Origin of the sequence: Streptomyces cacaoi (assembly GCF_006539165.1) — a bacterium.
In the GTDB taxonomy this organism is placed as follows: Bacteria; Actinomycetota; Actinomycetes; order Streptomycetales; family Streptomycetaceae; genus Streptomyces; species Streptomyces cacaoi.
This window is the reverse complement of record NZ_BJMM01000042.1, coordinates 43,415-62,946: the sequence shown is the minus strand read 5'-3', so window position 1 is coordinate 62,946 and position 19,532 is coordinate 43,415. Positions and strand designations below refer to the sequence as shown.

The 19,532-nt window shown below is 73.8% G+C and carries 17 protein-coding genes, 1 other RNA gene and 1 pseudogene; 4 read left to right on the top strand and 15 right to left on the bottom strand.

Features of this window, described 5'->3' with window-relative positions:
* A pseudogene (locus SCA03_RS35315) lies at positions 1-625 on the bottom strand (hypothetical protein); the annotation flags it as partial.
* A 349-nt stretch (positions 626-974) separates the two neighbouring features.
* Positions 975-2,387 (bottom strand): MFS transporter, encoded by a 1,413-nt coding sequence (locus SCA03_RS27900; protein WP_086817297.1) that lies wholly within the window; start codon positions 2,385-2,387, stop codon positions 975-977.
* A gap of 392 nt (positions 2,388-2,779) precedes the next feature.
* Here SCA03_RS27900 and SCA03_RS27895 point away from each other — a divergent pair, with 392 nt between their 5' ends.
* The gene (locus tag SCA03_RS27895) at positions 2,780-4,192 is read left to right on the top strand and encodes an erythromycin esterase family protein (protein ID WP_230988953.1); all 1,413 of its coding nucleotides are present in this window, start codon (positions 2,780-2,782) and stop codon (positions 4,190-4,192) included.
* A gap of 130 nt (positions 4,193-4,322) precedes the next feature.
* Here the strand turns inward: SCA03_RS27895 and SCA03_RS27890 are convergent, their stop codons facing one another.
* Positions 4,323-4,952, bottom strand: a complete 630-nt coding sequence (locus SCA03_RS27890) for a TetR/AcrR family transcriptional regulator (RefSeq protein WP_086817873.1) — start codon at positions 4,950-4,952, stop codon at positions 4,323-4,325.
* A 229-nt stretch (positions 4,953-5,181) separates the two neighbouring features.
* Between SCA03_RS27890 and SCA03_RS27885 the strand changes: the two genes are divergently transcribed.
* Positions 5,182-5,937, top strand: coding sequence for an SDR family NAD(P)-dependent oxidoreductase (locus SCA03_RS27885; RefSeq protein ID WP_030890807.1), 756 nt, complete (start codon positions 5,182-5,184; stop codon positions 5,935-5,937).
* A gap of 157 nt (positions 5,938-6,094) precedes the next feature.
* The gene (locus SCA03_RS27880; RefSeq protein ID WP_030889334.1) at positions 6,095-6,637 is read left to right on the top strand and encodes an MOSC domain-containing protein; all 543 of its coding nucleotides are present in this window, start codon (positions 6,095-6,097) and stop codon (positions 6,635-6,637) included.
* Positions 6,638-6,652: 15 nt separating this feature from the next.
* Here SCA03_RS27880 and SCA03_RS27875 read toward each other — a convergent pair whose 3' ends face one another.
* From SCA03_RS27875 to ftsE, 9 genes are all read right to left on the bottom strand, one after another.
* Positions 6,653-7,243 carry a TetR/AcrR family transcriptional regulator gene (locus tag SCA03_RS27875; protein ID WP_030889331.1) on the bottom strand — a complete coding sequence of 197 codons (591 nt, stop codon included), beginning with the start codon at positions 7,241-7,243 and terminating at the stop codon, positions 6,653-6,655.
* A 175-nt stretch (positions 7,244-7,418) separates the two neighbouring features.
* Positions 7,419-8,408, bottom strand: a complete 990-nt coding sequence (locus tag SCA03_RS27870) for a LysR family transcriptional regulator (protein ID WP_030889328.1) — start codon at positions 8,406-8,408, stop codon at positions 7,419-7,421.
* Positions 8,409-8,774: 366 nt separating this feature from the next.
* Positions 8,775-9,707 (bottom strand): oxygenase MpaB family protein, encoded by a 933-nt coding sequence (locus SCA03_RS27865; protein WP_030889325.1) that lies wholly within the window; start codon positions 9,705-9,707, stop codon positions 8,775-8,777.
* Between the two features lie 215 nt (positions 9,708-9,922).
* Positions 9,923-10,570: a GOLPH3/VPS74 family protein gene (locus SCA03_RS27860; RefSeq protein WP_063764655.1), complete on the bottom strand. Its 648-nt coding sequence runs from the start codon at positions 10,568-10,570 to the stop codon at positions 9,923-9,925.
* 158 nt (positions 10,571-10,728) lie between these two features.
* Positions 10,729-11,101, bottom strand: a transfer-messenger RNA (tmRNA) gene (ssrA, locus tag SCA03_RS27855).
* A gap of 216 nt (positions 11,102-11,317) precedes the next feature.
* Complete coding sequence (gene smpB, locus SCA03_RS27850; protein ID WP_086815567.1) at positions 11,318-11,848, bottom strand: SsrA-binding protein SmpB; 531 nt, start codon at positions 11,846-11,848, stop codon at positions 11,318-11,320.
* A gap of 27 nt (positions 11,849-11,875) precedes the next feature.
* Positions 11,876-13,165 carry a S41 family peptidase gene (locus tag SCA03_RS27845; protein ID WP_086815565.1) on the bottom strand — a complete coding sequence of 430 codons (1,290 nt, stop codon included), beginning with the start codon at positions 13,163-13,165 and terminating at the stop codon, positions 11,876-11,878.
* Between the two features lie 67 nt (positions 13,166-13,232).
* Positions 13,233-14,144 (bottom strand): permease-like cell division protein FtsX, encoded by a 912-nt coding sequence (ftsX, locus tag SCA03_RS27840; RefSeq protein ID WP_086815564.1) that lies wholly within the window; start codon positions 14,142-14,144, stop codon positions 13,233-13,235.
* Between the two features lie 39 nt (positions 14,145-14,183).
* Positions 14,184-14,873 (bottom strand): cell division ATP-binding protein FtsE, encoded by a 690-nt coding sequence (gene ftsE, locus SCA03_RS27835; RefSeq protein WP_030889311.1) that lies wholly within the window; start codon positions 14,871-14,873, stop codon positions 14,184-14,186.
* A 385-nt stretch (positions 14,874-15,258) separates the two neighbouring features.
* On the opposite strand from ftsE, the gene SCA03_RS27830 reads away from it, so the two are divergent.
* Positions 15,259-15,453 carry a hypothetical protein gene (locus SCA03_RS27830; RefSeq protein ID WP_030889308.1) on the top strand — a complete coding sequence of 65 codons (195 nt, stop codon included), beginning with the start codon at positions 15,259-15,261 and terminating at the stop codon, positions 15,451-15,453.
* Positions 15,454-15,746: 293 nt separating this feature from the next.
* Here the strand turns inward: SCA03_RS27830 and SCA03_RS27825 are convergent, their stop codons facing one another.
* The 3 genes from SCA03_RS27825 to SCA03_RS27815 all read right to left on the bottom strand — a co-directional run bounded on the left by SCA03_RS27825 (position 15,747) and on the right by SCA03_RS27815 (position 19,415).
* Complete coding sequence (locus SCA03_RS27825; RefSeq protein WP_030889305.1) at positions 15,747-16,664, bottom strand: hypothetical protein; 918 nt, start codon at positions 16,662-16,664, stop codon at positions 15,747-15,749.
* Positions 16,665-16,938: 274 nt separating this feature from the next.
* Positions 16,939-18,051 (bottom strand): peptide chain release factor 2, encoded by a 1,113-nt coding sequence (gene prfB / locus SCA03_RS27820; RefSeq protein WP_030889302.1) that lies wholly within the window; start codon positions 18,049-18,051, stop codon positions 16,939-16,941.
* Between the two features lie 71 nt (positions 18,052-18,122).
* Positions 18,123-19,415 (bottom strand): serine/threonine-protein kinase, encoded by a 1,293-nt coding sequence (locus SCA03_RS27815; RefSeq protein ID WP_086815563.1) that lies wholly within the window; start codon positions 19,413-19,415, stop codon positions 18,123-18,125.
* Between the last annotated feature and the right edge of the window lie 117 nt (positions 19,416-19,532).

Genomic DNA, 19,532 nt, shown 5'->3' with positions numbered 1-19,532 from the left:
CCCCCACACCGGGCAGCACACTCGTCTCGGCGGCGGCCCCCACACCCGGACCAGCCGTCTCCCCCACACCGGGCAGCACACTCGTCTCGGCGGCGGCTCCGGCGACCGGCCCGGCGGCGGCCTCCGCGCGGGGCAGCACATCCGTGCGCGCCAGGCTCGGCAGGGGAGCCGTCTCCGCCACATCCGGACGCACGCCCGCGCCGATATCGGCCTCGGCACCAGCACCCGCACCCGGGACGCTCGGCAGTACGGCTGTCTCCGTCGCGTCCGGGTGTGTGTCCGTGTCCGCGGGCGCCGGGCGCGCCGAGGGTCCCGCAGCGGACGTGGACTCAGGAGAGGACGGAGAGGGTGGAGAGGGCGGGGAGGGCGTCGGCTCGGTGGTGTCCGGGGCGGTGCGGGCGCGGGCCGTGCCCCAGGTGACCGGGCCCATCGCGGTGGACGGCGGCGCGGCAGCGGCCCGGGGCGCCGACGCGCGGCCGGTACCGGTCACGGCGCGGGCGTCGTACGCGACCGTCTCGTCCCCCGAAGAGCCGCCGCCAGCCCGGGACTTGCTGCCGCCCGGGGCCCCGTGGTCGTCGGCCCCGTCGCTGCGCGGGCCGTACGAGGCGGCGCGCCATCCCGCCATGTGCTGTGCCGTGCCACCGCCCGCGCCGCAGCCGTCCCGACCGGACAGGCCGTCGGGAACATCGCCGCCGTCGCGGCCACCTCGGCCGTCGCGGCCATCTCGGCCATCTCGGCCATCTCGGCCATCGCGGCTGTCACAGCCGTCAGTTCGTCCAGGCATATCTCCCGTGCCCGCTCACCGCGGGCCGGTCACACCCCCTCCCACCGAACGCGCAATCTAGCGCATCAATCACCCCAAAGATCTACCGTGTCCTTTCTTGTCCGCAGGTGACGGGTTGCGACGAGTCCGAACTCGCCTCCGGGACGCCGTTCTCCGGCCCGCGCTCCACCGTGCGCCGGGGGGGGAGCCTTCACGGGCGGCGCGGCAGCAGGCGCACGCTCAGCAACGCGCCGACGAGCAGGACGACGACGCCCAGCAGTACCGGCAACAGCCGTCCGCCGACCGGAAGTTCGAGATGAGCGGCGTACACCCCACCCAGCACCCCGGTACCGAGGGCTCCGGCCACGTGCTGCACGGTGTTCAGCACCCCGGAGGCCGTCCCCGCCGCGCTCGCCGGAACCTCGCGCAGCCCGAGACCGAGCACGGGCGCCACCACGCACCTTATGCCGCAGCCGGCGACGAACAGGCCCGGCGCCGGTCCGTACCAGGCGTCCCCCGCGAGGTGCAGCCCCCAGGCCGACGCCGGCACGCCGAGCAGCATGGCCGCCGTCCCGACGGCGAGGACCCGCCGGCCGAACCGTGGCACGAGCCGCGACGAGGCCGGAACCGACGTCAGCGGGATGCCGACGGCCCACGGCAGGACGGCGAACGCGGCCTGCACCGGCGTCCAGCCGCGCTCCCCCTGGAGGTACAGGGCCAGTGTCAGGAACAGCGCGAAGACGGCGGCGTGGACGAGCGCGGTGACCTGGAGCGCGCCCCGGAAGCTGCGGAAGCGCAGCAGCCGCGGGTCCACCAGCGGCGCACGCCCGCGCCGGGCACGCCGTCCCTGGTGGACGGCGAACCCGGTCAGCGCCGCGGCACCGCCGGCGAGCGAGACGGCGGTCCACAGCAGGCGGTCGGCTGCGCTTCCCCACAGCAGCGGAGCGCTGAGCAGGGCGATCCCGGAGCCGAGCAGCGCGCTGCCCATACCGTCGACCCCGCCGGAGAACGGGCCGTCGCCCGGCACCGCGCTCCCGCCCGGCACCGCACACTCGCCCCGCACTCCGCCCGGTACCCACCGCAGCCCGGCCAGGACGAGGGCGCCCACCGGGATGTTCAGCGCGAACACCGCTCGCCAGCCGAGGCCGAGGACGTCCACGCGGGTCACGAGCGCGCCCAGCACGGGCCCCGCGACGGTGGCCGCACCGGCGACCCCCGCGAACACGCTGAGCGCGCGCCCCCGTTCGCGCGTCGGGTACAGCAGCTGCACGACCGTCAGCGTCTGCGGTACGAGCACGGCCCCGGCGGCCCCCTGCGCCAGCCGCGCGGCGATCAGCGGGCCGGGCCCCGGTGCGGCCGCGCACAGCGCCGAGGCCGCCACGAACCCGGCCGTGCCGAGGCCGAGCACCCTGCGCGGGCCGAAGAGGTCGCCGAGCCGGCCGCCGAGTGTCAGCAGCGAGCCGAGCGCCAGCGTGTACGCCGAGGCGATCGCGGCGGCAGCGCCGTCCCCGGCGGCCAGGTCCCGCTGTACGACGGGCAGGACGATGTTGGCCACCGTCCCGTCCACGAGGTCCATCGTCGCCGCCGTCACGACGACACAGAGCGCGAGTGCGCGCCTGTCCATGAGCTCCACCTTTCGAGGAGAGGTCTTCTCGAAAGGGGGCGGCCGCCGGCGGAAGGCCGAGGCCACCCGCGTTCCAACGCGGAAGGCACGCCCGGGGTTCCCGCCTCGGCCGGGCCCGGCCGAGACCCGCGCGGGGTGTCGTCCCGTACCGCCGGGCGTCGTCACGTACAGCCGGGCGTCGTCACGACGCCGCCGGAGGTCGTCACGTACCGCCGAGGTGTCCGCGGGTGCCGCCGGGGTGTCGGCGGGTGCACCCCGGCGGGGTGCCGGCCGCCCCGGCGGAACGCCTGCTGGACACCTCGTGCGCGCCGGGCGCCCTCCGTAGCGTCGCCGGGGACGAGAGCCGATGCCGCGACGCGGCACCGACAAGGACCGACAAGGGGGGAAGCGCAGTGCGCACCACCACGGGAGAGCGGCGCCGCGGCGCCCGCGGACGGCGAACGGCCCTGCTGGGCACCGCCTCGGCCCTGACGGCCGTCACCGCCGTCACCGCCCTGGCGACGACGGCCCCGGGGCAGCCGGCGGGCCGGGCCACCACCGCGTCCGCCGACGGGGGCGTTCCGGTACGGGAGTTGGACCGCGCCGCGCGCGATCTGGCCGAGCCGGGCCCGAACGGCGGCCTGCGGGAGCTGGCGCGGGCGGCGGACGGCGCGAAGGTCGTCGGCCTCGGGGAGGCGACGCACAGCTCACGGGAGTTCTTCACCACGAAGCAGCGGGTGTTCGCGCACCTGGTCAAACACCGGGGCTTCCGGACGTTCGCGCTGGAGAGCAGCTGGAGCACGGGCCGGCTGCTCAACGACTACGTGCTGCACGGCAGGGGCGATCCGCGGGCGATCATGTCCCGCGAGTTCCAGTACAACTACCGCTTCTGGAACACCCGGGAGTACCTGGACCTGGTGCGCTGGATGCGCGCGTACAACGAGGCGCACCCGGACCCGGCCGACAAGCTCCGTTTCCTGGGCAACGATCTGGGCTTCACGGGCAGCGAGTTGTACGACGCGGTCGTCGCGCACGCCCGGAAGCGCGACCCGGCGCTCGCCGCCCGGCTGGAGCGGCTCTACCGGGGGCTGCGTCCGGCGCCCGGCACGGGCACGCGGAAGTTCTCCGAGGACTGGCTGGGCGCGTCGAAGAGCGTGCGCGAGGACCGCGCCGCGCGGGCGGCCGAGGCGCTGGAGCTGCTGAAGCGGCACGGGGGCGCGGGCGCACGCGGTTCGGCGCAGGCGTGGGCGGTGCAGCACGCCCGAGCGATCCGGCAGACGGCGTACGCGTTCTCCCTGGACGTGCAGGACGAGCGGGAGTTCGCCCGGCAGATGCGCTTCCGGGACCGGTCCATGGCGCGCAACACGGTCTGGTGGAACGAGAACGTGGGGGACACGATCGTGCTGTCCTCGCACAACTCGCACATCACCTACGTCGCCGAGGACCCCGCCCGCTTCCCCGAGCCGGTGGGCAGCTTTCTGCGCGAGATGCTCGGCCGGGACTTCGTCAGCGTGGGCACCACCTTCGACAGCGGTTCCTTCAACGCCCGCGAGGAGGACTTCGGTGGGCCGGTGCGCCGCTTCGCCGTCGGGCCCGCGCGCCCCGGCACGGTGGAGTCCGGCCTGGAGCGGGTGCGCCACGAGGACTATGTGCTGGACCTGCGCAAGGCACCGCCGAAGGCGCGCGCCTGGCTGGAGCGGGAGCATCCGCTCGTGCACAACATCGGCCTGACGTTCCCGGTGAAGACGCACCGGGTGTCGCTCGCCGCGTCCTACGACGTGGTGCTGCACTTCAGCCGGGTGCACGCGGCGCGACTCCTGCCCTGAACCGGCGTCCGGCCGGGCGCACGCGGCGCAACTCCTGCTCTGAACCGGCGTCCGGTCGAGTGCACGCGGCGCAGCGCCTGCCCCTGAACCGGCGTCCGGCCGGGCGGGCGGGCGGGGCCGCCGCCGCGGGTCAGTCGTCCGGCGCGGCCGGGCCGGTGCCGCCCGTGAGGGCGTCCCAGGCGTGCATGGCGGAGTCGGCGACGCGGAGCAGCGCCTCCCGGGAGGCGCCGTCCCGGGCGCGGATGGACAGGCCGAACAGCACGGTGCCGTAGAAGTCGGCGAGTTGTCCGGTGTCGGTGCCGGCGGGCAGATCGCCGTCGGCGACGCCGCGTTCCAGCCGGGCGCGGATGCTGCGCAGGGTGTCCGCCCGGGTGTCGGCGAGGAGTTGGCGCACGCTCTCGTTCTCGGCGGCGCAGGTGGTGGCGGCGAGGACGATCATGCAGCCGGGCGGCCTGCCGTCCTCGGTGTAGCCGCAGGCGTTCTCGCGCAGCATCCGCCCGACGGCCTCCCGCGCCGTCGGGCCCCCGTCCAGCGCGGTGCCGGTGAGGGCGCCGTCGGTGCGGGTGTACAGCTCGACGGCCTCCCGGAAGAGGCCCTCCTTGGAGCCGAACGCGGCGTACAGGCTGGGGGGTTTGAGCCCGGTGGCCGAGGTGAGGTCGGCCAAGGAGGTCGACTCGTAGCCCCGTTCCCAGAACATCCGCATGGCCTGCTGGAGCACGGCGTCCCGGTCGAAGCTGCGGGGCCGTCCGCGCGGCGTCATCGGCACACCTCTCTCCCGGTGCTCCCGGGTCTCTCCCGGCGTTCCCGGGCTCGGCGACCTCCGGCGTCCCGGGCTCCCCGGCCCTCGGCACCGGTTTTTTAGTGGTCGCTACTGAACTCTCTTGACGCCGCAGGATACTCCGTGCCGTAATTATTTAGCGATCGCTATACAAACGGTGCACCGCACAGCCCGGTGCGCCCGGCACCACGGACCAGAAGGAGACAGCCAGATGACCCGGACGCCCCTGCCCCTCGACGGCAAGGCCGCACTCGTCACCGGCGGCAGCCGGGGAATCGGCGCCGCCGTGGCCCGCAGGCTCGCGGCCGACGGCGCCGACGTCGCGCTCACGTACGCCGCGTCCCGCAGCCGCGCCGAGGAAGTCGCCGAGGACATCCGCGCGCTGGGCCGCAGGGCGCTGACGATCCGCGCCGACAGCGCGGACGCACACGATCCGGTGACGGCCGTCGACCGGGCCGCCGCCGAGTTCGGCCGGCTCGACATCCTCGTCAACAACGCGGGCATCTTCCCCAGCGGCCCGCTGGAGGAGGTCACGGTCGAGGAGATCGACCGCACGCTCGCCATCCATGTGCGCGCCGCGCTGCTGGGCACCAAGGCGGCCGTCCGGCACATGACGGCGGGCGGCCGCGTCATCAGCATCGGCAGCAACCTCGCCGACCACGCCACGATGCCCGGCATCACCCTCTACTCCGCCTCCAAGGCCGCGCTCAACGGGCTCACCCGGGGCCTCGCCCGCGATCTGGGGCCCCGCGGCATCACCGCGAACCTCGTGCACCCCGGCTCGACGGACACCGAGATGAACCCCGCCGACGGGGGTGAGGGCGCCGACTTCCAGCGCTCGCTGACAGCGCTCGGCCGCTACGGCACGGCGGACGGCATCGCCCACACCGTCGCGCACCTGGCGAGCCCGGACGCCGGCAACATCACCGGCACGTCCGTCCTCGTGGACGCCGGAACCAACGCCTGACACCCCGCCCGCCCGGCCACCGGCCCCGGCACCGCCCCCCCCGGAGGGCGGAAAGCACGCTCACGGCGCGCCACCGGCCGCCGTACGATCGAAGGGCCGGGGCCGGACGGACCGGCCCGCGCAGCGAGGGGGCCAGGTGAACGACGAGCACGGCAGCATCGAGGGCACGGTCACCGCGGTCAGCAGCGACAGCGGGCACGGATTCACCAAACCGAACCGGGAGAGCGTCCGGCTGCTGACCGGGCTCGGCGTCGAGGGTGACGCACACGCCGGCGTCACCGTCCAGCACCGCTCCCGGGTACGCCGGGACCCCACACAGCCGAATCTGCGCCAAGTGCACCTGCTCCAGGCGGAGTTGTTCGACGAGGTGGCGGCGCACGGCCACCGGGTGGCGCCCGGCGACCTGGGCGAGAACATCACCACGGCCGGCATCGACCTGCTGGAGCTGCCGGAGGGCACCCTGCTGCACCTCGGCGACGAGGCCGTCGTGCGGATCACCGGGCTGCGCAACCCCTGCTACCAGATCGACCGCTTCAGCAAGGGCCTGCTCAAGGAGGTCGTCGGCCGCGACACGGAGGGCGGCCCGGTCCGCAAGGCAGGCGTCATGGGCGTCGTCCAGCAGGGCGGCGTCGTCCGCCCCGGCGATCCGGTCAAGGCCGAGCTGCCGACGGGCCCGCACCGCCCGCTGGAGCGGGTCTGACCCGACCGGCCGCCGTCACTCCGGCCGCGCCAGCCCCGCGACGAGGAGCCGGACGGCGCGGCGCGCGTCGTAGCGGGGATCCTGGTCGTCGCCGATGCACAGGTTCCCCACGGCGCGCAGGAGTTCGTAGGCGCTCAGCCGCTCACGGATCTCACCGGAGGCGACCGCGGCGTCGAGCAGCTCGGCGCACACCGGCACCAGGCGGTCGAGGAACGAGGCGTGCAGCGCCTCGAAACCCGCGCTGTCCGGCCGGAGCACGGCGGCGAGCCCGTGCTTGGTGACCAGGAAGTCGGCGAAGAGGTCGATCCACCGCCCCAGCGCGGCGTGCGGGGTGGGGCCGCTCGCCAGCAGGGCCGGGCCCGCCTCGGCGCAGGACTCGATCTGGTGCCGGTAGACGGCGACGACGAGATCGGCGCGGGTCGGGAAGTGGCGGTAGATCGTGCCCATGCCGACCCCGGCCTCCGCCGCGATGTCCCGCACCGGCGCCTCCACCCCGGAGGCCACGAAGACCGCGGCCGCCGCGTCCAGCAGCGCCTTCTCGTTGCGCCGGGCGTCCGCCCGCCGGGCACGGACCTGTCCGCCCGCGCCCCCGTCGCCGCCGCTCACCGCACCGCTCCCTCCGCTGCCCCGCCCCGGCCCGCTCCCCGGGACTCAATCGGAGCCGGGCTCCGCTTGGTCATGATGCCAGAGCCCCGGCGCCCCGCCCGCCGACGGGACGGCACCGACGAGGGCGGGACGGCACCGTCGAACGCGCCCGGACCCGCCGGCGCCCGACCGCCGCTCAGCCACCGGCCCGCAGCAGCGCCGCGTCCCGCTCCGGCAGCCAGGAGCCAGGAGGGCGCACACACCAGCCCTCCCGGGTGCCCAGCGCGCGGGCCGCCTCCGTCAGGACGCGCAGGCCCGGGTGGCGCAGGCCGCGCCGCCACACCAGGGAGACCGGGGAGAGCGGCACCGGCTCGGCCAGCGGACGCAGCACCATGCCGGGCACGCCGATGAACACCTCCGTGGCCAGCACCGACCAGCCGCGCGCCCGCACGACACGGCTGAACTCCTGCTCGCCCTCCAGCTTCGGGAAGGGGCCGGCCAGCCGGATGCCGCGGCCCTCGAAGAGCGTGCGCGCGTAGTCCGTCCACTCCTCGGTGTCCGGGTTGCCGGCGCCCGCGTACAGGGTCTCGCCGGCCAGCGCGGCCAGCGGCACCGTCTCGCGCTGCGCCAGCGGATGCCCGCCGGGCAGCAGCACCGCCACCCGCTCGTACCGCACCAGCCGGTGGCTCAGGCCGGCCCGGACATCCCGGGGCAGCCCCGCGTACCGGCCGAACGCGGCGTCCAGCCGCCCGGCGTGGATCTCGGCGGCGGCGCCCGTCAGACCGGAGCGGTAGCGGGCGACGAACTCCAGCTCCGGCGCCGCCGCACGCGCCGCGTCCAGCACCCGCTGACCGGTGGAGACGGGCGCGGCGGCGTCGACGGCCAGCGGGCGTCCGCCGTCCCCGGCCGGCCCCGGCGGGCCGAACTCCTCGCCGAGCGCGGCATAGGCGGCCAGTACCCGGCGCGCGTGCGGGAGCAGCCGCTCCCCCTCGGCCGTGAGCACCACCCGGCGGGTGCTGCGGACGAACAGCTCGGCACGCAGCTCCCGCTCCAGCGTCCGGATGTCCCTGCTGAGCGCCTGCTGGGCCACGTACAGCCGGCCGGCGGCCCGGGTGAAGTGCAGCTCCTCGGCGACGGCGACGAACGCGCGCAGCAGCCGCGGGGCGGGAGAGACATCGCTCGGCATCGGGCGAACATAGGCCGGGGCCCGGCGATTCACAACAGCCGTGCGTGAAAGGGGCGTTCACAGGTGTTGGACCGTGCCCACGCACCGCCCGGAAGCTGAGGCCATGCCTTTGCCCCCGAGCACACCCCGCTACCACCGCCCCGGCGACGCCCCGGGCACGCGTCCCTCTTCCGGCAACTCCCCCGGCAACTCTCCCGGCGACTCCTCTGGTGACTCCCCCGGCGGCCCGTTCCTCGCGCTGGCCGGGTCGGTCCTCGTCGCGGCCTGGCCCCGGCGGCGCGGCGGACGCGAGCCCGCACGCGGGCGCCGGCGCGGGCGGCGCGGCCGGCTCCGGTGGCCGGGGCGCGCACCCGCCCCGGGGACGGATCACAGCCGGGGCGAGTAGTGCTGCGGCAGCCCCCGCCGGCCGGCGGGCGGAAGGTTGCGTGCCGGGGTCTCCACCGGCGGGGCGTCCGGCGCCCGGCGTCCCCGGGCCCGCTCCCAGCCGGCCCGGGCCCTCGGGTGGTAGCGCCACGCGGGCGGGACGAGCCGCCAGCACCGGTGCACGGCCCGGCCGATCCGGCGCAGCCTGCGCTCGTCCCGCACCGTCCACACATAGCCCAGCCGGTGCCGTACGGCGGGCGGGAAGAAACCGACCGTGAACCATTCGAAGGCCCGCGCCTGCCGCCCGCGCACGGCCCGCCACACCGCGTCCGGCAGCAGCCGCAGCGCGGGCGGCTTCGGCAGCCGCCGCATGTCCAGGACGTCGCGGGTGGGCCGGTTGTCCTCCAGCACCTCGGCGGCCATCCGGTCCCAGTAGCGCTGGAACTCCTCCCAACTGCCCGGCACCGGGCGCATGCTCATGCCGTAGAGCCGCCACCACTGCACGTGCTCGTCGAACAGCCGGCGTTTGGCGGCCTCGTCGAGCCCGGGCCCGAGCCGGTCGGCGATCAGCAGCGTGAGCACGAAGAACGTGGCGTGCGCCCAGTAGAAGGTGTCCGGGTCCAGCGCGTGGTACGGGCGGCCCCGCTCGTCGACGCCCTTGACGGCGTCGTGGTAGCCGCGCACCTCGCGGGCGGTGCGGGCCGCGCGGGGCCCGTCGTAGACGACGCCGCCGATGGGGTAGAGCGAACGGAAGAGCCGCTGCCAGCGCTCCTCGAAGAACCGCGAGTGCCCGGCCACCCCGGCACCGAGCCCGGGGTGCATGTTCTGCATGGCGCCGGCCCACGGCGCGAGCAGCACCCCGCGCCAGTCGCCGAAGTACCGCCAGGTCAGGGAGGAGGGCCCGAGCGGCTCGGGAGCCTCGTCCTGCGAGGGCATACGCGTGCTCCTTCCGCTGCGCACCGGACGGCACCGCACCCGCCGTGCGCGCCCGCCCCACAGAAGGGGACATATGTCCGGTTTCCTGCCCCGGCAGGATAGATGCACGAGCCGCCGAAAACAGCCCCCGGACCCCGTCCGCGGAGAGGACAAGGCAGGGCAGGGCAGGGACGCAGCGGGACGGGGCAGGAGCAGGCAGGGCCGGGCGGGGCCCGCTAGGAGGCGCTGGAGCTCGCGCTCGACGCCGCGGCGGCATTGCGGCTGTCGAGCGCCTTCTTCAGCCCGGTCACGGCCGGACCGCCCCGCTTCGTCAGCTCCTTGATCCGCTTCCGATTGCGGTGCCGCACCTGCCAGTTCAGCTCCGGGGCCAGCTTGCCCAGCGCGGCCATCGCCGCCAGCGCCGCCTCGGCACGGGGCACCTGCTCGACGGGCGTCGAGGACTCCAGCGTCTCCAGCGCCTCGGCCCGCAACCGGCCCGGCAGCCCGGGCTCGCGCAGCACCACGCGGTCGCGCCGCAGTGCCCGCCGCTCGACCCGGATCTCCCCCGCCGTCACCAACTGCTCCTCCAGCGACTGGAGTGTCTGCCGCCGCGCCCTCGCCACGAGCGTGCGCCACCGCCGGGGCCTGCCGTGCTCGGCCAGCCCCCTGAGCACCGCGTCCAGCACCGGGTCCCCGGTGCGCCGGTCCCCCACCGGCCGCGCCTTGCCGTCCGCATCGCTCAGACAGCCCCGCTCGGCCAACTCCACGAGCACCGCGGCCCGGACGGCGTATCCCAGAGTGTCGCCCCACGCCCGCCGCTCCTTGTCGGGATTGCAGGCGAGCAGGAAGATCCGGGCGGGCAGGCTGTCGGTCACTCGTTCCATGGCCACATCCCAGCACGCGGCCGACAGCGGGCGCACCCGGTGTGCGGGCTTCCGCCTGTGCACGAAGCCTGCACAAGGAGTCCGCGCAGCAAAAAGGCCCTGCCCGGCGGGATCCGCCGGGCAGGGCCTCAACATGGGCGGTGCCGTACGGCACCTGATGGTGGAGATGGCGGGAATCGAACCCGCGTCCAACGAAGCAGAAGCAGGGCTTCTCCGAGCGCAGTCCGCTGCGATTTTCTCGGCCCCGGAGATCACACGGACAAGTCTCCGACGGGCCCAGTCACTGTGTGATGTCCCGGCAGACCCCGTGACCGGGTCTACGCGGTGAGTTCCCTTAGCTGATGCCAGGAACCGGGGCGGGAACTACCCCGGGCTGACACTTCGCAGGTCGCTGCTCAGGCAGCGAGGGCGAAGGAATCGCGCTTCTGATTGGCGATTATTTTTTTGCGGCACGTGGTTAACGAGATCATTGCCGCGTTCCTCGGCTCGCTTCCCCTACTTCGACATTCGCTGTCGAAACCGATCATCCCCATGTTGAGTTGACAAACTGCCCGCCCTCTCGGGCGTAGCCACAGCTCATGGTAAGCGAACACCGCGCACCCGCGCCAACCCTTTCGATCGGGCCGCCACCGGGCCGCCGGACTCCGCTCCCACGGTCCGCACCCCCTTCAACCCCGGAGCGCCCCGGGGTATTCCCGCGCTGTCCCGGGCCGGACCACCGGCCGGAGCGCGGGGCGAAACCCCCGGTCAGGCGCGGGCGGCGGCGCGCTGCCGGCGGCGGGCCGCGGACATCGCCCGGTCCGCGTCGCGCCGGTCCTGCTTCTCCCGCAGGGCCTGCCGCTTGTCGTACTCCTTCTTGCCCTTGGCCAGCGCGATCTCGACCTTGGCCCGGCCCCGGTAGAAGTACAGCTGGAGGGGGACCAGCGTGTGGCCCGTCTCCTGCGTCTTGCCGATCAGCTTGTCGATCTCGGCACGGTGCAGCAGCAGCTTGCGCTTGCGGCGGGCCGCGTGGTTGGTCCAGGTGCCCTGCGCGTACTCCGGGATGTGCACGTTGTGCAGCCAGACCTCGTTGCCGTCGATCTGGGCGAAGCCGTCCACCAGCGAGGCGCGGCCCTGGCGCAGCGACTTGACCTCGGTACCGGTCAGCACGATGCCGCACTCGTAGGTGTCGAGGATGAGGTAGTCGTGCCGGGCCCGCTTGTTCTGGGCGACGAGCTTGCGGGCGTCCTTGTCGTCCTTGGCCTTGGCCTTCTTCGCCGTGGCCCGAGTCGTCTTCATCTTCGCCATAACCAGGCCATTCTCCCACTAGGAGGGGGGTTCGAGGCCACTCAATACCGTCCTCGCCCGTTCCGTCGCCCCGTCCCGGGAGTCCACCGAGAGATCCGGCGCGATACCCCGACCCTCGACGTCGCGACCCGACGGAGTCGTGTAGTGACCGACGGTCAGCTCCGCCACCGAGCCGTCCCGCTGCCTGCGGGGCATCTGCACCGAGCCCTTGCCGAAGGTGTGCGAGCCGACCACCACGGCACGGCCCCGGTCCTGGAGCGCCCCGGTGAGCAGCTCGGCCGCGCTCATCGTGCCCCCGTCGACCAGGACGACGACGGGCAGTTCGTCGTCGCCCTTGCCGCGCGGCGCGTACAGCGCGCGCTGGGTGCCCTCGTCGTCGTAGGTGGCGACCAGACCGCCGTCCAGGAAGGCCGACGCGGCGGTGACGGCCTCGTCCACCAGGCCGCCGGCGTTGCCGCGCAGATCCAGCAGGACGCCGGAGCCCTCGGGCACCCGCTCCGCCACCGCCTTGCGCACCTGTTCGCCCGCGCCCCTGGTGAAGGCCGCGACCTTGATCCGGGTGACCCCGGGGCCGAGCCGGTCGACGGTGACCGCGTCCGTGTCCAGCCGGGCACGGCGCAGCGTCGTGTGCCAGCTGCCCTCCGCGCCCGACGGGCCGTTGCGGGACAGCTCCAGGGTGACGGACGAGCCGGGCCCGTCCGCGCCGGGCGTCCCGCGCAGCAGGGCCACCACATCGGTCACCGGCATCCCCGTGACCGGCCGGTCGCCCACCGCCCTGAGCCGGTCCCCGGCCCGCACCCCGGCCCGCGCCGCCGGGCTGCCGGGCTCGACGTGGTCGACCTCGACGGCGCGCGGCGGGCGTCCGCCGTGCCCGGCGCCGTTCTTGCCGTCGCCCCCGGTGTGCTTGCCGTCCCCGCCGTGCCGCGCGGCGGCGCGCACCTCGCGGACGGAGATGCCGACACCGACGTAACTGCCGTCGAGGGCCTGCCGCAGCCCCTCGTACTCCCGCGCCGAGTACGCCGCCGACCAGCGGTCGCCGCTGCGGCTGACGAGTTCGTGTGCGGCGTCCCGGCCGCGCTCCGGCTCCGGCACCCGGCCGGTGCCGCCCTGCGGCGCGGTGCCGGAGGGGCCGGGCGCGGTGCGGGAGTCGGCGTTCCGGGCGTCGGCTGCCGGGCGGCGCGGCGCCGTCTCGCCACCGAAGGCGCCCGTGGCGGCCCCGGTCGCCAGCACTCCGGCGAAGACCAACGACAGTGCCGCTCCGCGCCGCAGTCGGCGCGGGCGCGTCTCGGTGAACCACTGGCCCGGCATGGTCGGGAGTGTAGGACAGACGCGGGCGCCGTACGGGACGTCGGCCCAACGGCGCCCGCCTGCCCGCTCAGACCTTCAGATACTTGCGCAGTGTGAAGAAGGCCGCGACGGCCGGCATGAGGACGCCGACGGCGATGATGAGCGGCAGCACCTTCACGACCGCGTCCCAGCCGATGAAGTTGATCAGGACGATCTTCTCCTGGAGCCAGTTGTTGATCAGGAAGTACTTGCCGCCGATCAGCAGCACACAGGCGAAGCCGGCGCCGATCAGGCCCGCGATGGCCGCCTCCAGGATGAACGGCATCTGGATGTAGAAACTGGAGGCGCCGACCAGCCGCATGATGCCCGTCTCCCTGCGCCTGCTGAACGCCGACACACGCACGGTGTTGACGATCAGCAGCAGCGCGACGACGAGCATCAGCGCCATCACACACAGCGCCGCGATGTTCATGCCGTTGAGCAGGTTGAACAGGTTCTCCAGCAGGCTGCGTTGGTCCTGCACCTCCTGAACGCCCTGCCGGCCGGAGAACGCCGTCTGCAACACCCGGTACTTGGTGGGGTCCTTGAGCTTGACGCGGTAGGACTCCTGCATCTGGTCCGGCGTCAGGGAGTCGGCCAGGGGCGAGTCCTTGAACTGCTCCTTGTAGTGCTTGTACGCGTCGTCGGCCGACTCGTGGTAGACGCGCTCGACCACGTCGAGCTTGTCCAGGTCGGTCTTGATCTCCTTCTTCTGCTGCGCGGTGACGGCGCCCTTGGCGCAATTGGGGTCGGAGGACGCGTCGTTCTTGTTGCACAGGTAGATGGAGACCTGGACCTTGTCGTACCAGTAGCCCTTCATGGTGCTCACCTGCTCCCGGGCGAGCAGCGAGCCGCCGGCCAGCGCGAGCGACAGGGCGACGGAAACGATGACCGCGAAGGTCATCGTGAGATTGCGACGGAGACCGACGCCGATCTCCGACAGTACGAACTGGGCGCGCATGGCGTCCTTTCTGCGCAGGGGGACGGAGGACGGGCGGGCTCAGTGCTGGTAGCCGTAGACGCCGCGCGACTGGTCGCGCACGAGGCGGCCCATCTCCAGTTCGACCACGCGCTTGCGCATCTGGTCGACGATCTGCTGGTCGTGCGTGGCCATGACGACCGTCGTGCCGGTGCGGTTGATGCGGTCGAGCAACTTCATGATGCCGACGGAGGTCTGGGGGTCGAGGTTGCCCGTCGGCTCGTCGGCGATCAGCAGCATGGGACGGTTGGCGAACGCCCGCGCGATGGCCACCCGCTGCTGCTCACCACCGGACAACTCGCCCGGCATCCGGTCGTCCTTGCCGCCCAGACCCACCAGGTCGAGCACCTCCGGCACCGTCTTGCGGATCTGCCCGCGCGACTTGCCGATGACCTCCAGCGCGAACGCGACGTTCTCCCCGACCGTCTTGTTGGCCAGCAGCCGGAAGTCCTGGAAGACGGTGCCCAACTGGCGCCGCATGTGCGGAACCTTCCAGTTGGACAGGCGGGCCAGATCCTTGCCGAGGACGTGCACCTGCCCGTGGGAGGCGCGCTCCTCGCGGAGGATGAGGCGCAGGAAGGTGGACTTTCCGGAGCCGGAGGAGCCCACCAGGAAGACGAACTCGCCCCGGCCGATCTCCAGCGAGACCTCGCGGAGGGCAGGGCGGTTCTGCTTGGGGTAGGACTTGGAGACGTTGTCGAATCGGATCACGGATACACCACGTCGACCTGGGTAGGGGCAGCGGAAGCCGCGGAGCGGCCCCCTGTCGGTGTCGAGACCATACGCGAAGCCGTCGGTGCCGCGCAGTCGGGCTCTGCCCTTGGTCCGGTGTCGCCGGGTATGCGCCCCGCCCGCCCCCGGAGTCCGACGGCCGCGCCCCGCCCGTGCGGGCGGTTTCGACCGCGGCGCAGGGCGGCATCAACCGGGCAACTCCACGCCGACGGCGGCCGGACGGCCGGCCCGCGCCCCGAGCGCGGCCGGGCGCCCGCTTCCCACCAGGAGGTTTCTGCGCGGCGGGCGCACACCTGGCACAGTGGAGACGAGCACCCCTGGGGAAGGCATCACTCCCGGGTGGGCGCGAGAAGGAGGAGTTCGCATGACATGCGATCGACTGGTGTGTGCCAACTGCGCGGGGCCCGTGAGCGAAGGGCGTTGCGCGGTGTGCCGCGCCCACCGCGAGCGCCTGCACCGTGCGTCCCCGCTGGCCGGCCTGTCGCCCACGGCGCTGATCGGGCTGCTGCTGACGCTGGTCGCGGTCGCGCTGGTCGCCCAGCGCTTCGCCACCCTCTGACGACCGGCCCGCCGGCGACCGCACCCCGGTCCGGCAGTCGGAAGACGGCCGGACGACGGCCAGGGCACGTCCGAGGGGGGACATCCGGTCACCGAGGGGGCACAGCGCGCAACTGACGCCGCCCGCCGACGAGATACCGCATCACACGCACGAGTGCGTTCCGTACGGCTGCCGCGCCGCCCGTGCGCGGTCACGGAACGCCGGAGGGCCGGAACATCGGGTGATGTTCCGGCCCTCCGCGCTGTGCGGTTGTCGTTGTCGCTCCTGCCCGGGTACGCCTCCGGCGTCCGGTGTCAGGCCGCCGTACGGCGGTTGATCACGCGGGGCATCAGCCGGAAGCCGATACCGCCGGCGATCATCGTGGCCGCGCCGACCAGCAGGAAGGTCGTCTCGCCGGAACCGGTCTCGGCCAGCTCCTGCTTCGGCTGCTCGGGCTTGCTGTCGACGACGGGCTGGCTGCCGGCGCTGTCCGGGTTGGTGCCGCCCTCGCAGTTCACCGTCGAGTCGTCCAGCTCGCAGGTGTCGTCGTCACCGCCGCCGGAACCGCCGATGGTCGCGGGCTCCTGGCCGCCGCCGGTGTCGCCACCGCCGCTGCCGCCGTTCCCGCCGGAGTGGCCGCCGTTACCGCCGTTGCCACCGTTGCCGTTGCCGCCGTTGTCGGCACCGCCGTCGTTGCCACCGGCACCGTTGCCGCCGTTGCCGTTGCCACCGTTGTCGGCGCCACCGTCGTTGCCACCGGCACCGTTACCGCCGTTGCCGTTGCCACCGTTGTCGGCACCGCCGTCGTTGCCACCGTCGGCACCGCCGTCGTCACCGCCGATACCGCCGATACCGCCGATACCGCCGTCGTCACCGCCGGACACGGTGCCGCCCGTGCCGCCGTCGTCGCCACCGGTGTCGCCACCGCTGGAGCCGCCGTCGTCACCGCCGGTGTCACCACCGATGACGCCGCCGTCGTCGCCGCCGCCGATGGTGCTGCTGCCGCCGTCGTCGCCGCCCGAGTCGCCGCCGCCGAACAGGCCGCCGAACAGACCCTCGTCCTTGGCCTCGGCCTTGGCGGAGACGTCGCCGCCGCTCTTGGCGTTGCTGACGTCCGTCTCGCCCAGGCCCGCGGCCTGGGCGGCGCCGGCCGCGGTGAGCGAAGCGCCGGCGGCGAAGACCGCGCCGGCGGCTATGCGCGCCACACGCAGCCGCGTCTTAGAAGTGGTCATCTGCCAACTACCCCCAGTAGCTGTACTCGTCAATGGGGCAGCCGTGTACGGGAGCGCGCTGGAGCACCGGGCTTCCTTGAGGCGAACCTTTGCTTCCCCACCCCGGGCCACTGTCGATCATCACCGGGGCGGCTCTCCGCCCCTTCCGTGCGCCCCTGAAACAGGCATGCCGAGCGAACAGCTTTCCCCAGCGCTCACAGACCCGTCAAGCGAGGTCAGCGCGGAATGTCCGTATTGACACCGGGAGTTCGGAGTGCGGGGGTGCCGCGCGGTGCTACGCGTCCTGCTCCTGCCGCTTGCGCCAGCGGATCCCGGCCTCCAGGAAGCCGTCGATGTCGCCGTCCAGCACGGCCTGGGGGTTACCGACCTCGTGCTCGGTACGCAGGTCCTTGACCATCTGGTACGGGTGCAGCACGTACGAACGCATCTGGCTGCCCCAGGAGTTGCCGCCGTCGCCCTTGAGCGCGTCCATCTTGGCCTGCTCCTCGGCCCTGCGGTGGGCGAGCAGCCGGGCCTGCATGACGCGCATCGCGGCGGCCCGGTTCTGGATCTGCGACTTCTCGTTCTGGCAGGAGACGACGATGCCGGTCGGCAGGTGCGTCATCCGCACCGCCGAGTCCGTGGTGTTCACCGACTGGCCGCCCGGCCCCGAGGACCGGAAGACGTCGATGCGCAGCTCGTTCTCGGGGATGTCGATGTGGTCGACCTGCTCGACGACGGGCAGCACCTCGACGCCCGCGAAGGACGTCTGCCGGCGGCCCTGGTTGTCGAACGGCGAGATGCGCACCAGCCGGTGCGTGCCCTGCTCGACGGAGAGCGTGCCGTAGGCGTACGGCGCCTTCACCGTGAACGTCGCGGACTTGATGCCCGCCTCCTCCGCGTACGAGGTGTCGAAGACCTCGGTGGGGTAGCCCCGGCGCTCGGCCCAGCGCAGATACATGCGCATCAGCTGCTCGGCGAAGTCCGCCGCGTCCACACCGCCGGCCTCGGCGCGGACGCTGACGACGGCCTCGCGCGGGTCGTACTCGCCGGAGAGCAGCGTGCGCACCTCCAGCTCGTCCACGGCCTTGCGCACCGACTCCAGCTCGGCGAACGCCTCGGTGCGGGTGTCCTCGTCGCCCTCGCTCTCGGCCAGCTCGAACAGGACGCCGACATCGTCGATACGGCCCCGCAGTTCCTCGGCCCGGCGCAGCTGGCCCTGGAGGTAGGACAGCTTGCTCGTGACCTGCTGGGCGTTCTCCACGTCGTCCCACAGGTCGGGGGCGGCTGCCTGTTCCTCAAGCGCGGCGATGTCCGACCGCATCTTGTCCAGGTCCAGGACGGCCTCGATCGACTCCATGGTGGAGGAGAGGGACTTCAGCTCTTCGGATACATCGACGACTGCCACGCTCCCCAGCCTAACGTCCTGCCGGGCGGCGGTTACCGCGCCGGGGAACCCGGAAACCGGCGGTGACGGCGTCAGCGCGACGAGTATTCGGCGGCGGGCGAGGGCTGCGAACCCGTCTCCTCGTCGGAGGAGGCCAGCCAGCCGCCGACGGCCACGACGAGGGCCACCAGCACGGCAGCCGCGCCCACCTTCAGCCGCCGCCGCTGCACCGGGACCGGCACACCGGAGCGGTTGCGCGCCGACCCCGCCCGCGGCTCGCCCGAGGCGCGCGGCGCCCGCGCGGTGCCGTGCGCGCCCCCGGCCAGCTCGTCGGCGCCGGGCACCCGCATGCTCGTGTGGGTGTCCCGGTTGGCGTCGGGACCGGCACCGCCGTGCACCAGCGGCACCGCGCCCGCCGGGGGCCCCTCGGCGGAGGCGGCGTGCGCGCCCGTCACCGCGGCGGCGTCGGCTCCCGCCGCACCGGACCGCTCGGCCGCCGCGTCCGGCTGCTCCGCCTCGTAGCCGTCCTCGGACTGCTCGTCGATGTCCAGCGGCGGTATACCGGCGACGGCCGGCAGCAGTTCGCGCAGCCGGGCCGCCAGCTCGGGCGCGCGCAGCCGCGAGGCCGGCGCCTTGGCCAGGCACTGGTGGATCAGCTGCCACAGCTCGTCGGGGATGCCGGGCAGCGGCGCGACGGACTCCGTCACGTGCCGGCGCAGCACGGCTCCGGGGTGGCCGCCGCCGAACGGGGTGAAACCGGCGAGGAGTTCGTAGAGCACGGTGGCCAGCGCGTAGATGTCCACGGCGGCACGCGGCGGAAGGCCCTCCACGATCTCGGGTGCCAGATAGTCGGGCGTGCCGATGATCGAGGTGGCGCGGGTGCGGCTCGGGGAGTCGATCAGCTTGGCGACGCCGAAGTCGGTCAGGAGCGCGGGCGGCGCCCCGCCCGGGCCCTCCATGCTGAGCGCGTCCAGCAGCACGTTCTCCGGCTTGACGTCACGGTGCACGATGCCGGCGGCGTGCGCGGCGGCCAGCGCCTCCGCGACATCGGCGGCAATGGCGACGGCCGCCTCGGGCGCCAGCCTGCGCTCGTGTTCGAGGCGGGTGCGCAGATCGGTGCCGCGTACCAGCTGCATGACGAGAGCGAGATCGTTGCCGTCGACCACCAGGTCGTGGACGCCCACGATGCGCGGGTGGTCGAGCCCGAGCAGCGCGCTGCGCTCCTGGACGAACCGCTCGGCGAGATCCTGGTCGCTGGCGAGATCCTCGCGCAGCAGCTTGAGCGCGACGGGACCGTCCGGACCCTCCCCGAGCCACACCGTGCCGGCACTTCCGCGCCCCAGGATCCGGTGCGCGGTGTAGCGACTGCCGATCTTCCGTGCCATCAGTCTCCTCGCGGGGGTCAGCGACGTCGACACCCTGTGCAGGCTCCTCACCGCCCCTGCGGGCGGCCGGGCAGCACACGCGTCCGCCCGCCGGCCGGCGGCTCCCGTTTCCGGGCA

Excerpts from the sequence above, each read along its gene's own strand:
- SCA03_RS27900 (WP_086817297.1), bottom strand. The coding sequence starts at position 2,387 with ATGGACAGGCGCGCACTCGCGCTCTGTGTCGTCGTGACGGCGGCGACG.
- SCA03_RS27890 (WP_086817873.1), bottom strand. The coding sequence starts at position 4,952 with ATGACGCCGCGCGGACGGCCCCGCAGCTTCGACCGGGACGCCGTGCTC.
- SCA03_RS27885 (WP_030890807.1), top strand. The coding sequence starts at position 5,182 with ATGACCCGGACGCCCCTGCCCCTCGACGGCAAGGCCGCACTCGTCACC.
- SCA03_RS27870 (WP_030889328.1), bottom strand. The coding sequence starts at position 8,408 with ATGCCGAGCGATGTCTCTCCCGCCCCGCGGCTGCTGCGCGCGTTCGTC.
- SCA03_RS27865 (WP_030889325.1), bottom strand. The coding sequence starts at position 9,707 with ATGCCCTCGCAGGACGAGGCTCCCGAGCCGCTCGGGCCCTCCTCCCTG.
- SCA03_RS27860 (WP_063764655.1), bottom strand. The coding sequence starts at position 10,570 with ATGGAACGAGTGACCGACAGCCTGCCCGCCCGGATCTTCCTGCTCGCC.
- smpB (WP_086815567.1), bottom strand. The coding sequence starts at position 11,848 with ATGAAGACGACTCGGGCCACGGCGAAGAAGGCCAAGGCCAAGGACGAC.
- SCA03_RS27845 (WP_086815565.1), bottom strand. The coding sequence starts at position 13,165 with ATGCCGGGCCAGTGGTTCACCGAGACGCGCCCGCGCCGACTGCGGCGC.
- ftsX (WP_086815564.1), bottom strand. The coding sequence starts at position 14,144 with ATGCGCGCCCAGTTCGTACTGTCGGAGATCGGCGTCGGTCTCCGTCGC.
- SCA03_RS27830 (WP_030889308.1), top strand. The coding sequence starts at position 15,259 with ATGACATGCGATCGACTGGTGTGTGCCAACTGCGCGGGGCCCGTGAGC.
- SCA03_RS27825 (WP_030889305.1), bottom strand. The coding sequence starts at position 16,664 with ATGACCACTTCTAAGACGCGGCTGCGTGTGGCGCGCATAGCCGCCGGC.
- SCA03_RS27815 (WP_086815563.1), bottom strand. The coding sequence starts at position 19,415 with ATGGCACGGAAGATCGGCAGTCGCTACACCGCGCACCGGATCCTGGGG.